Origin of the sequence: Thermogutta sp. (genome assembly GCF_039793925.1) — a bacterium.
GTDB lineage: Bacteria > Planctomycetota > Planctomycetia > Pirellulales > Thermoguttaceae > Thermogutta.
Genome location: NZ_JBAMME010000085.1, coordinates 1 through 11,946, shown reverse-complemented (window position 1 = coordinate 11,946; position 11,946 = coordinate 1). Strand labels below are relative to the sequence as shown.

General features: G+C 58.5%; 10 protein-coding genes. 4 read left to right on the top strand and 6 right to left on the bottom strand.

Annotation, left to right across the window (positions count from 1 at the left end):
• Nucleotides 1-66 precede the first annotated feature (66 nt).
• Nucleotides 67-762 (top strand): RraA family protein, encoded by a 696-nt coding sequence (locus ABJK56_RS02995; RefSeq protein WP_347243181.1) that lies wholly within the window; start codon nt 67-69, stop codon nt 760-762.
• Between the two features lie 123 nt (nt 763-885).
• Here ABJK56_RS02995 and ABJK56_RS02990 read toward each other — a convergent pair whose 3' ends face one another.
• From ABJK56_RS02990 to ABJK56_RS02975, 4 genes are all read right to left on the bottom strand, one after another.
• Nucleotides 886-1,716 carry a hypothetical protein gene (locus tag ABJK56_RS02990; protein WP_347243180.1) on the bottom strand — a complete coding sequence of 277 codons (831 nt, stop codon included), beginning with the start codon at nt 1,714-1,716 and terminating at the stop codon, nt 886-888.
• Nucleotides 1,717-2,110: 394 nt separating this feature from the next.
• Complete coding sequence (locus ABJK56_RS02985) at nt 2,111-3,886, bottom strand: aspartate kinase (RefSeq protein WP_347243179.1); 1,776 nt, start codon at nt 3,884-3,886, stop codon at nt 2,111-2,113.
• Between the two features lie 154 nt (nt 3,887-4,040).
• Entirely contained in the window at nt 4,041-5,252 is a 1,212-nt protein-coding gene (locus ABJK56_RS02980; RefSeq protein WP_347243178.1) for a cofactor-independent phosphoglycerate mutase, read from the bottom strand.
• A gap of 121 nt (nt 5,253-5,373) precedes the next feature.
• Complete coding sequence (locus ABJK56_RS02975; protein WP_347243225.1) at nt 5,374-6,672, bottom strand: homoserine dehydrogenase; 1,299 nt, start codon at nt 6,670-6,672, stop codon at nt 5,374-5,376.
• Nucleotides 6,673-7,128: 456 nt separating this feature from the next.
• On the opposite strand from ABJK56_RS02975, the gene ABJK56_RS02970 reads away from it, so the two are divergent.
• The 3 genes from ABJK56_RS02970 to ABJK56_RS02960 all read left to right on the top strand — a co-directional run bounded on the left by ABJK56_RS02970 (nt 7,129) and on the right by ABJK56_RS02960 (nt 10,052).
• Nucleotides 7,129-7,767, top strand: a complete 639-nt coding sequence (locus tag ABJK56_RS02970; protein ID WP_347243177.1) for a DUF1080 domain-containing protein — start codon at nt 7,129-7,131, stop codon at nt 7,765-7,767.
• A 40-nt stretch (nt 7,768-7,807) separates the two neighbouring features.
• Complete coding sequence (locus ABJK56_RS02965; RefSeq protein WP_347243176.1) at nt 7,808-8,392, top strand: hypothetical protein; 585 nt, start codon at nt 7,808-7,810, stop codon at nt 8,390-8,392.
• Between the two features lie 142 nt (nt 8,393-8,534).
• Nucleotides 8,535-10,052 carry a serine/threonine-protein kinase gene (locus ABJK56_RS02960; protein WP_347243175.1) on the top strand — a complete coding sequence of 506 codons (1,518 nt, stop codon included), beginning with the start codon at nt 8,535-8,537 and terminating at the stop codon, nt 10,050-10,052.
• Between the two features lie 63 nt (nt 10,053-10,115).
• On the opposite strand, the gene ABJK56_RS02955 is transcribed toward ABJK56_RS02960, so the two are convergent.
• The gene (locus tag ABJK56_RS02955) at nt 10,116-10,397 is read right to left on the bottom strand and encodes a hypothetical protein (RefSeq protein WP_347243174.1); all 282 of its coding nucleotides are present in this window, start codon (nt 10,395-10,397) and stop codon (nt 10,116-10,118) included.
• A 25-nt stretch (nt 10,398-10,422) separates the two neighbouring features.
• On the bottom strand, nt 10,423-11,106 hold the full coding sequence (locus tag ABJK56_RS02950) for an FHA domain-containing protein (protein WP_347243173.1): 684 nt from the start codon (nt 11,104-11,106) through the stop codon (nt 10,423-10,425).
• Nucleotides 11,107-11,946 lie beyond the last annotated feature (840 nt).

Below are 11,946 nucleotides of genomic sequence, written 5' to 3'. Positions count from 1 at the left end.
TGAGGCGACTGAGTCCCTGGCGAAACGTCCGCGTAAGGGACTCGATCTCGTCACCGGAGAAACTTCATGAACGAGTTGTGGAAGAACGACGAGCAGCTCTTCGCCCTCTTTCGGCAAGAGCTTTCTACGGCTGTGGTGGGAGAGGTGCTCGATCAAATCGGGCTCAGCGCCCAGTTTTTGCCAATTGGTATCCGCCCACTGGACCCTCGGATGGTGTTGGTGGGTCGGGCGATGCCGGTGCTTTTCGCAGACTGCTACGAGACGTTTTCGCCCAGCGGTCTCAATCCGGTTTTTGCCAAACCTTTCGGCCTGATGCTCGAGGCACTCGATGACCTGCGTCCGAGGGAGGTTTTTGTCGCCACGGGCGGCCGCAACGAGCTCGCCATGTGGAGTGAATTGATGACTGTCCGGGCGATGCAGCTGGGGGCGGCCGGTGCTGTGGTGGATGGCTGTGTCCGCGATACCGCCGCCCTTGCCCGACTCGCTTTCCCGATTTTCTCTCGCGGAGCGTTCGCCCAGGATCAGCGGACCCGCGGCAAGGTGGTGGATTTTCGTGTCTCGGTACAGATTGGGCATGTGCGCATTCGGCCGGGTGATTTGGTTTTCGGAGATCACGAAGGGGTATGCATTGTTCCCCAGGGCGCCGAGGGCGATGTGGTGGAGGCCGCTCTCCAGCGCGTCCAGAAGCGCGCGGAAGCCCGCCGGGAGCTGGAGGCCGGCGCCACCGCGGTGGAGGTCTTTTCCCGACACAACATGATCTGACGCGGTCCTTTGGCACGAAAGCTCCTTTCTTTGCCGGCCATTCTCAGGGTATTCACACCATGATGCTTTCGGTCGCTCTATCCTGAACATGGGGCCGCTGGGGTGGCACTTGCAGAAAGAAGGTCAACGGGATTTGTCCTTCTGTTGATCGTCCGGCTTGACGTAGAACTGACTGAGGTCGATTCCGCCGCGTTGCTCTTCCTCGAGGAGTTTGATCCGCATTTCCAGCCGTTCCACACGGCGGAGAAGCGTGTAGTAGTTGAGAAGCACCATTTCCTCGCGCTTTGGCCGAGGGACCGACGGATAACCTAGATGCCGAGATAAGGCGGCGAACAGGTAAAGAGGATCCTTTCGCCGATTGGCCAGCGCGATCTTTCCTTCTTTCTCGCCAAAAAGGACGGGTTTTTCGGAATCACCGCGAAGCTGCCGGTAGTACTCACTCCGCACGAAGATCATGTCCGCAATGTCGATAAGCCCCACTTGCCGGCGGAGATCGAGGATGAATTCCCGCCAGTTGTCATCGTAGACGGGGTCACCGGCCATCGCTTCCAGCCCCTTGTCGTACCCCAGGCGATTGCGGCAGAGGGTTTCGAATTGATAAAGGAACACACCCTGAACACTCCCGCCTTTTGCTTTGTACTCTGCTTCTTTTTCCAGAATCTCCAGAGCGACACGAAAATCCAGGCGTCCGTCCTCCCGTTCCGCTTCGTGAATGACGAACGCTTGAAAGGGGGTGAAATAGTGGCTGAGCCTAGCCATGGCCGATGCGAATCCCCCGGTGAAGCGGAGTTCGGTGGTCATGAAGTCGATCGCCAGGGGAAGTTTGGTCGTGGAAAGGATTTCCTGTTTGATTGTTTTGAGGAGTTCTTGAGTGGAAACACCCTGATCAAGTCGCTCACGAAGCGCTCGAAAGAAATACGCCTGCTCGATGTATTCTTCTCTTTCCAGAAGCATATCGGGACTCCCGAGTGTTTGTCTCCAGGCAATCGCAGCGGATCGGACATTCAATCTCGCCCGATTTTCTTACTAACCCATTCTGATCACGAGTTCATCGCTGGCGTTCCCCCAACAATCCGTCGATCGACCGCGAAGTTTCCCTCCCGGCCCGGCGTTCTCCCATTTCATTATGAGGGAAAAGTGGGCTGGACTAACACTCAGGCCTCATTCGGGAAGTTCGTGGCACGGACACCTCCCGGAGGGACACGTTCGTCGTGTCCGCAAAAGAAGGCCCACCGAAAAAGCCATGCACTATGACCCAGGGACAGAGAGGCCTGCCCTCAATGACGGAAGACGGTTGTGAGAGAGCACTATTTCGCGTTTCTGACCGCCGCGGTCGCGCCAGGTGAAATCACAAATCGACAAGCTCTTCGGCAAATTCCTGACGCAGGACGGTGAGGGCCTGCCGACCTTTGTCGCCCGCTGTCACCACGTTCAACCGCACTTCGCTGGTGCTGATCATTTCCACGTTGATCTGCGATTGAGCGAGGGTTTTGAAGGTCCGACTGGCGACATCGATGTGGCTCTTCAATCCCGTTCCCAGAATGGAGAGCTTGGCCACGCGGGGTCGGCCGGCTGGGAGAGCGGCGCCAATTTCTTGGCAGAAGGGCCGGCAGGCAGCCAGAGCCGCCTCGTAGGACGACTGCGGTACGGTGAAACTCATCATCGCCTTGCCGTCCCGCCCAACGCTTTGCACGATCATGTCGACGACGATTTCACGCTCCGCGACCTCACGGAAGACGCGGGCGGCCAGCCCCGGGCGATCTGGAATGTCGGAGAGTGTCACGCACGCCTGCGTTTCATCCAGACAGATCGACTCGATCACAAGATCCTCCATCCCCTGGAGCCGCCCGATAATTCGGTCGCGGTCATTAGTGATCTCCTCTGGTCGGGCCTCTTCCTCGGCCTGCGGGGGTTCTTTGTCCAGCTCAAATGCAGCGTGAACCGTCCGCAGGGCTTCGATAGCACGGTCCCGTTCCACAAGCACAGAAATTTTAATCTCGCTGGTGGTGATCATGAGGATGTTGATGTTCTTATCAGCCAGGGCCTGGAACATTCGCTGGGCGACGCCCGGTTGTTTGGCCATTCCAAGGCCCACCACCGACACCTTGGCCACGTTTTCGTCGTAACTGACACCTTCGGCTCCGATTTCGCGGGCTGTTTCTTCCACCACGCGGAGAGCAGCGGGGAGCTCCTCCTGAAAGACGGTGAAGGAAATGTCGGCCCGCCCACCCTCGGCGACGTTTTGAACGATCATGTCGGTGGCAATGTTCCGGGCACTCAGTCGAGAAAAGATGGCTGCTGCGTTGCCCGGCTGATCTGGGACACCACGGACGGTGACGCGCGCTTCCTTGAGGATGGCGGCCGCGCCACACACCGGAACACTCCGCGATTCCGGCATCCACGAAATGAGCGTGCCCGGCATATCGCTGAAGCTGCTCCGCACATGGACGGGCACCGAGAAACGTTTGGCGAATTCAATCGAGCGGTTGTGCATGACGCCCGCGCCTGCTGTAGCCAATTCCAGCATCTCATCGTAACTGACGCGGCTCATCCGGCGGGCTTCCGGGACCAGTCGCGGGTCCGTTGTGTAAACGCCGTCCACGTCGGTGTAAATCTCGCAGGTTTCCGCGCGCAGAGCGGCGGCCAGGGCCACTGCCGTGGTGTCGCTCCCACCGCGTCCCAAGGTGGTGATATCCGCCGTGTCGGTGACGCCTTGAAAACCCGCGGCGATCACGATGTACCCTTCATCCAGCGCCTGCCGGATACGATCCGTCTGGATCGAGCGGATGCGGGCTTTGGTGTGTGTGCTGTCCGTGCGGATTCCCAGTTGTGCCCCTGTAAAACTGATGGCACGATGTCCCAAGCGGTGGATCGCCATCGCCATCAGGGCCACGCTCACCTGCTCCCCGGTAGAAAGGAGCATGTCCATTTCGCGAGCGGGTGGATCGGGATTGATTTGTCTCGCCAGTTCGATCAGGTGATCGGTAGTATGCCCCATGGCGCTGACCACCGTTACCACCTGGTAGCCCTGCTTCTGCGCCCGAATCGCCTTCCGGGCTGCCGCGAGAATTTTTTCAGCATCAGCAACACTCGTCCCACCGAACTTCTGCACCAGAATGGCCATCGTCTGTCACCCTCGATTCACTTGCAGTTTGATGATTTCTTCTCGATGATCTTCCTTCCGCTTGTGATGGAAGCGGTTTGAAGATTGATTGTGCCACAGTATTTCCGATCCTGGAAACTGCCACATTCGCGACGTCGGCGAAGAAGCACCCGCCTTAGCGGCCCTCCCCGTGGAGAAAATATCCCATCACCTTCCAACCCTGTTCAAAGACCAGGCCGGATTGCTCAGCCGCTTTCTCGTGATAACCGGACGCCTTCTGCGGCTCAATTCCGGTCCCGGCTATGGCGAACGGCACATATCCGTGGCTGTGAGTTTTGATGCGGACAGGCGTGGGATGGTCGGGGGAAACCATAATGCGGTATTCACCATACGAGCGGAGGGCCTCCCACACCGGAGCAACAATTTTCTCGTCGATATTCTCTATCGCCCGAATCTTCTCCTCGATGCTGCCTTCGTGGCTCGCTTCGTCGGGGGCCTCAATGTGCACGCACACGAGGTCATAATCGGCAAGGGCGGCTACGGCGTAGCGCCCTTTGGCCGCGTAGTCGGTGTCGATATAGCCCGTGGCGCCAGGTACATCGATTCGCGGCCAGCCAAAGAGCGTCGCCAGACCCCGCAGCAGATCCACGGCGGTGATCATCGCACCTTTGACGCCGTACCGCTCTTCGAATCGGGGGAGTTGCGGAGCTCCGCCCAGTCCCCACAGCCAGATGTTCGTGGCGGGCAATTTGCCCGCCTTTTTGCGCGCCTGATTAACAGGATGATGGGCCAGAACAGCCTCGCTTTCAGCCATGAGTCGGGCCAGCAGATCGCTCCCCGGCCCCCGTGGATATGCGTCCAACACGCTTTGATCGGTCAGGTCGTGCGGCGGCACCGTGAATGTGTCGCGAGAAAACGGGGCAGGTTGCGACCCTCCGCGATAAATGAGCAGATTTCGGTAGCTCACACCGGCGTAAAACTGCAACTGCTCGGAACCCAACTTTTCCTGGAGCGCCGCCATCAACTGCCGGGCTTCCTCCGTAGAAATATGGCCCGCTGTAAAGTCCCGCATCACCTGGTCGATGATCGTCACCAAATTGCAGCGGATGGCCCAGTCATTAGGCCCCAGCTCGATTCCCTGAGCCGCCGCTTCCAGCGGGGCCCTCCCCGTGTAGTAGGACTGTGGATCGTACCCCAGCAGGCTTAAATTGGCCACGTCAGAGCCCGCAGGCAGAGCTTGGGGCACATGATTGGCCAGACCCACCACACCCTGCCGCGCGATGGCGTCCATGGTGGGGGTTTGGGCGGCTTCCAGGGGAGTTCTTCCCCCCAATGCCTCCTGCGGCTCGTCAGCACAACCGTCAGGAATGATGATCGCGTATTTCATGGGAAAAATCGTATTCAAAGATATGTTGTCCGCGTGATGGTGACTTCAATCTCTCTCTGAGTTGTGCTCCTCCCGACACTGAGCTGAAAACCAAGCGGATACCTCCTCCCCGCGGCATGCGCTAATCGCGGACACGCATCCACACGCTGCCAGGACGCACCACGGGAAGTCGATCGATTTGTTCCATCGCTCGACGCATGGGCCCTTCGGCCGCCGCGTGAGTCATGATCACCAGGGGAACGATCCCTTCGGCCTCTTCTTCGGTCTCATGCTGGATGACAGAAGCAATGGAGATTTGGTTCCGTCCTAAAATTCCAGCAATCTCCGCCAGAACACCTGGCCGGTCCTGCACGTTGAATCGCAGATAAAAGCGACTTTTACTTTCGTCGGGATTGCGGAGCCGGACTTTGGGGCCTTCGTTGGACCAAAGCCGCAAGGTGCGGAAGGTGATCGCTGCCCGACCCACAGCCGTGTCAATAATATCCGCCACCACCGCCGAGGCCGTTGGCATCTGGCCGGCACCCAAACCGTGGAAAAAAACCCGCCCCACAGCATCCCCTACGATGCGGATCGCGTTATACGCGCCACGAACCTCGCCCAGCGGTGTGCCTTTTTTCACCAGCGTCGGCGAGACGTGGAGTTCCAGGTCTCCATCGACCCGTTCCGCAACGGCCAGCAGTTTGATATGGTATCCTAGTTCTGTAGCGTATCGCATGTCGGCCGCCTGCACGGTATCGATTCCCACCCGCGGGATTTCCTTCCAATTGACCTCCGCTCCGAAAGCCAGTTGGGCAAGGATAGCCAGCTTCTGGGCGGCATCTGCGCCGCTTACGTCCATGGCGGGATTGGCTTCCGCATATCCAAGCCGTTGCGCTTCGGCCAGCGCTGCTGCATACTCCTGGCCCTGTTCCTCCATCTGGGTGAGGATGTAGTTGCTGGTCCCATTGAGAATCGCGTGGATGGAAAGAATCTCGTTGGCGGTCAGACTTTCCCCAATCGCCGCGATGATCGGAATGCCCCCCGCCACCGACGCCTCAAAGGCGATCGATCGGCCCAACCTGCGGGCAGCTTCGAAAAGCTCGGGACCGTGCTCCGCAAGGAGCGCCTTGTTGGCGGTGACCACATCTTTTCCGTGTTCCAGAAGGGACAGCACGATAGAGCGCGCAGGCTCCAACCCACCGATTAGTTCCACCGCGATCGAAATCGTGGGATCCTTGATGACACTCTCAATATCATCTGTCAGTAACTGCCGTGGCACACTGACGTTGCGTGGACGAACGAGGTCCTTATCCACGATCCGCACAAGCTCGATGGGCCGACCCGCCCGCCGCGAAATCCGATCGCCATGCTCCAAAAGGAGCTTGGCCACACCGGAACCAATCGTTCCAAACCCAATGATGGCAACTTTCACTGGACTCATCGACATTGACAGCCTGTCCGTTGATGCCCCAGGCATTTTCAAAACTGCCGCCCGACCCCACGCGGGTTGCGGAAAAAGCCCAATTCTGCTTCTAGGAGTGTAAACCCCTATCGTAAATCAGGCGGCCTGAAAGGTAAAGCACAAAAGACCGAACGGAACCCCGCGGGTTGTTTCCTTTTGATTTGACTGAGGACATGCAGGGGCGCCCAACAGGGCAATTCCCAGCAGAGTAGGCAGAAAAAACGATGACTTTCGACCGCCGTGGCACACGTCTCGGGTCCGCCGCGAACTCTTTCTCACCAGTGGTAGAATCGTCATCACGCCTTGGCGCTTGAGTTGGTGGGCAGGTGATGGTATTCTGGGCAAAAGTATGAGTTCCTGCCTTTTTGTCCGTCCGTGGAGATTACCCCACTGAGGGTGAAACCGCCTGCAATTGCTGCTTGGAGGACAACTGCCATGAGGAAGAGCCTGTGCGTCGAGGTTTGGCCGGTGGTGTTGATTGCTCTGCTGGGCTTGCGCTCGGCCAGCGTCACGGCAGCGGAGGAAGAAGGTTTCCAGCCGCTTTTCGACGGCAAAACGCTCGCCGGTTGGGAAGGCGATCCCCGATTCTGGTCCGTTCAGGATGGCGTGATTGTGGGAAGTACCGACGAAACGAAAACTCCCCATAACACCTTCCTCTGCACCACAAAAACCTACAAAAACTTCATCCTGAAATTGGAGTTCCGCCTGCGAAACCACAATTCCGGCGTACAAATTCGCAGCAAACGACTGGATGATTTCATCGTGGCCGGTTATCAGGCGGACATTGCGGAAAAACGCTACATGGGGATCCTTTACGAAGAGCGGGGTCGGGGAATCCTCGCGGATGTGAATCCCGACGAGGTAGCGAAGCACGTCAAGCCCGGCGACTGGAATGAATACACCATCACCTGCGACGGTCCCCGCATTCGTTTGCAATTGAATGGTTTCACCACGGTGGACTACGAAGAGAAGAGTCCCGAGGGCGCCAAAGAAGGTATCATCGCCCTCCAGTTGCATGCAGGACCGCCGATGAAAGTCGAATTCCGCAACATCCGCATCAAGGAGCTTCCATAGCTTGGACGATGCGGGCGGAATGGATGTCGCACCATTGCCAATGAGTGAAAACGAACCCCCCTTCGATCCCTACCGCAAATGGCTGGGCATTCCCCCGGAGGAACAGCCGCCGAACTACTATCGGCTCCTGGGAATACCGCTGTTCGAAGGTGATCCCGATGTGATCATCAATGCGGCGGATCGCCAGATTGGTCATGTCCGGCGTTTCCAGGCAGGACAATACGCCGAGGTGTGCCAGCGGGTTCTCAATGAGCTGGCGGCTGCCCGGATCTGTTTGCTCGATCCCGTCCGCAAGCGAGAGTACGACCAGCAATTGTTTTTTGAATTGCAGCGGCGTGGCGTGGCGCTGCCCCTTCCGGTGGCGCAGGCGCTTCCCACGGAAGCGCCATTTGCGGGGCCGGTGCCTGACAATCCGATCATTTCTGGTTCTTCTTTAGAGATGCCGACGCCGCAATCAGCCATGAGTATTCCTAGTGAGAGCGTCCCAGTGACCGTGCTCCTGAGACGTCGTCGCAGAGACTTCTGGAAAGACCCCGCGGTGGCCGTCGGCTTGATAGTTCTCTTTCTGCTGGTCTGTGTGCTGGCCATCCTGGTGATTTTTCGGAAAGAATTGCTTGGCATGTGAAATCCCTCCTCAGTGTAGAATAGATGGCAGAGGACGGCGCAAACCGATAAGCTTTCTGCCACACGAAAGGGCATGAGCTGTGGCCCGATTTCCCTCACTTTCGCGAGACCTTTCCGGGCAGACCGTTGGGGACTTCCGGATTTTGCGGCGCCTTGGCGTGGGGGCGATGGCCGATGTCTATCTAGCCGAGCAAATATCCCTGCGCCGGCAGGTGGCGCTAAAGGTGCTGCGACCCGAGCTTGCCAGTGATACCACATATCTGGAGCGGTTCCGTCGAGAAGCCCAGGCGGCAGCCAAACTCGTCCACGCTAATATTGTGCAGATTTTTGAAGTCGGCTCGAAGGACGACATCCACTATATCGCTATGGAGTACGTCCCGGGGGTCAACCTTCGGCAATGGCTGCAAAAGAATGGTCCGGCCGACTTGCGAACAGCCCTCATCATCATGCGGCAGGTGACGGCAGCCCTCGCCAAGGCCGCAGAAGAAGGAATCGTCCATCGCGACATCAAACCGGAAAACATTCTCATCACCCGGAATCTCGAAGTCAAAGTGGCGGATTTCGGGCTGGCCCGGGTCAGACCGACCGAGCAGGGCCTGGAGCTCACCCGCGTGGGCATGACGATGGGCACGCCCCTGTACATGAGCCCGGAACAAATCCAGGCCAAACCCCTGGATATCCGCAGTGATATCTATTCCTTCGGCGTGACGTGCTATCAACTGCTGACCGGCGAGCCACCCTTTAAGGGCGACAATGCCATGGTCGTGGGAGTGATGCACCTCACCCAGGAGCCCGAGCCCCTGGAAAACAAGCGGCCGGATCTCCCGCGAGCGCTCTGCCGGGTAGTCCATCAGATGCTCGCCAAGGAGCCGAGTCAGCGATTTGCCTCTCCCAAAGCACTGCTCGCGGAACTTCGCAAAATCTACGCCGAATATGTCGGAGAAAGCTGGCCTGAGGAACTTCCTGATCTGGAAACTGGTGAGTGGTCGGTCGTCCTCGGCACGTCGGCCATTCGCCAACTGGAAGAGGCCATGAAGGCAGGACCCCCTCCCACTCGAAACCGCTGGTGGATTTGGGCGGCCGCACTGGCAGGTCTCTGGGCGATCGCAATGGCGGTGGGGCTTTTGCTCGGTTACTATCGCATCCATGAGCCTCCCCTCCTCGCAGAAACGACCCCTCCACCACGCCTCAATGTCCCCAAATACGATACGATCTTTGGACAATGGCTCCACGCCAGTCAGTTAGGAACCGAAGAGGCCTGGCGCGCAGTGATCGAATACTTTCCAGACAAAGTTTACTGGACCGCCCGGGCGAAAATGCGCTTGGCCCAAATCTACCTTCGCGAAGATCGCCTCGACGAAGCTTTGCGGCTGTTTCAGGAACTCGCTGCGACGGGTGATTCGGAACCGGAACTTCGGGCCTTCGGCCTGGCCGGAATTGCCGGAGTGCACGTGCTGCAAAAACAGTACCGGGCGGCCGCCGACACCCTCAATCAGCTTTGGCCCATACGCGACCACCTCCGCGACCCGCTTATGCGCCGGCTCGTGGACTACGCCATCACCACGACGCGGGAAAAACTGGGCCCAATTACTGCACAGGAATGGGACTCCTGGCTGAAGACGCTTCAGAACGGCACCGAAAACGCAGAAACCCGACCGTAAAAGCGCAAAAAATAACCCGGCGAACTCTTTGCCGGGTACCCTCGTCGCTCGTTGGTGGCGGAGTCACTCTGGCCGCCTAATACCAATCGACTCCGTCACATCATGAATAATGTCCCGGAGCTCCCGCAGCGACACGTCTTCCAGTCGCTTCCCGCTCTGCTCGAGACGTTCGTTCACCTTGATGGCCGTCTCCTGCATCACCGCATGGGTGTCTTTGCTGCCGCCCCACAGAACGAAGTTTTTCCCACGTGTGATTCGGGTCTGGCCATCGTCATTATCCAGACCAATCCCCAACAGACCGGCGATCTTTTTATTTTCCTGATTGTGACGGGCTTCGTCGGCCACGAGACACCCCCGAGAGGCTCTTGCTTCAAGTTTTGCGGAAAAAGGCCTTCAATACGTTGGCAGCAGCTTGCCGGGTATCCTGGGGCTTGGGCTTCTCAAATTTGCCCGAATCCCCTTGTTTCTTCGGAACGTCGCTGCTCTGGCCTTGATTCTCTTCCTCAAAGAGACTGGCCAGCGCCTGGCGCGTTTCCGCATCGATCGGCTTTTCCGGACTGTGGTGCGGTGCCGGTGTGGGTTCCGCAGCGTCCTTGGGCCGGTCAATCTGAATCGTGCGCGTTTCCGCGTGAGAGGCCTCCGCGGAGGCAGATTCCTCATCGCTCAGCCACTGCTCAACGTCGAACTCCGTAGAACTGGCCGATGCCGCCCGTGTCGCTGCTTCGCGAACCGTTTCCACCTTGGGCTTCACCTTGGCTCCTTCGCCCAGCCGCACGATGAACTCCAGCACGCCTACCAGAAGGCGATCCCCATCCCGGAGTTGCATCTCCGTCCGCACACGCTGACCGTTAACGTACGTGCCATTTTTGGAGCCCAGGTCCCGAACCGCCACGTAATCACCTTCGGTGATGATGACACAGTGATGGCGGCTGACCAAATCGCTGGCCGGACGAAGCTGGCAATCCTCACCCCGACCAATAAAGAACTTAGGGCCGGTCACCCGAACGGACCTTCCCGCGTACTTGCCGTTTGCGACTTCTAATTTGACTTCCATCGCCACACGCCTATCTGAGAGAGACACTCGGCAGTTCGCCTGCCTGGAACCGAAGCACTTCGGACCGTCACGAGCCAGACCGCTGCCCCGGAACGGATCAGGCTCCGGGTCCCCCCAACACCAATTTCCCAACGTCGCGCCTTTGTCGGCTCTTGCCCTGCACTTCCGAAGCTAACGGTCCCGTTTCACCTCTCGTCGGCGTCGGCCGGATCCCAAAGCTCCCTCTCTCCACAGACCTCCTGCTTCCCAGCCGAAACCTGCGTCGGCGAACAGTGAAAACGAGGTTCAGACTTCCATCCCTCTATCATGGTAACAAAGAACGCCCTGCAAGTCAAAGACCCCGGCCCAAGCTTAAGTTGTTGGCAAGCCGATGGGTGGCTCAGAGATCAAAACAAGCCACAGGCATCCTGGGGAGCGGCAGCATTGATCGCGGAGGGACATGCTTCTCGTGCCCTGACCCTTCCGAGGAACCTGCCTGTCGCGCCTCCCGCAACACGGCAAAGCTCCGCCTGTATTGGCCAATTACCCTCCGCGAACGCTCTATCGAGGTGTCGATACCTGCGGAGCGGCAAAGAAACGACGCCCGCGAAAAAGGCGATCGCGGCATGCCTCCGAGCCGAGAGCTTTGAGAGCGGGACAGTCGAGCGGTTGAAGCCTGCGGGCGTACTGTCTACCGCTCTACAGGGGGGGCACGACATGGCGGAGTGGACTATTTTCGACGGAAGGTGGTGTTAAACCCTCCATGTGTGGGACTTGACAGGACAGGTGGAAGATTATACGCTTAGTGCAGTCGATCTCCTAGGGATTTTTCCCTTTTGGCGATCGACTGCAAAACGGGGG

Coding starts and splice junctions, on each gene's coding strand:
- ABJK56_RS02995 (WP_347243181.1), top strand. CDS start 67: ATGAACGAGTTGTGGAAGAACGACGAGCAGCTCTTCGCCCTCTTTCGG.
- ABJK56_RS02990 (WP_347243180.1), bottom strand. CDS start 1,716: ATGCTTCTGGAAAGAGAAGAATACATCGAGCAGGCGTATTTCTTTCGA.
- ABJK56_RS02985 (WP_347243179.1), bottom strand. CDS start 3,886: ATGGCCATTCTGGTGCAGAAGTTCGGTGGGACGAGTGTTGCTGATGCT.
- ABJK56_RS02980 (WP_347243178.1), bottom strand. CDS start 5,252: ATGAAATACGCGATCATCATTCCTGACGGTTGTGCTGACGAGCCGCAG.
- ABJK56_RS02975 (WP_347243225.1), bottom strand. CDS start 6,672: ATGAGTCCAGTGAAAGTTGCCATCATTGGGTTTGGAACGATTGGTTCC.
- ABJK56_RS02970 (WP_347243177.1), top strand. CDS start 7,129: ATGAGGAAGAGCCTGTGCGTCGAGGTTTGGCCGGTGGTGTTGATTGCT.
- ABJK56_RS02965 (WP_347243176.1), top strand. CDS start 7,808: ATGAGTGAAAACGAACCCCCCTTCGATCCCTACCGCAAATGGCTGGGC.
- ABJK56_RS02950 (WP_347243173.1), bottom strand. CDS start 11,106: ATGGAAGTCAAATTAGAAGTCGCAAACGGCAAGTACGCGGGAAGGTCC.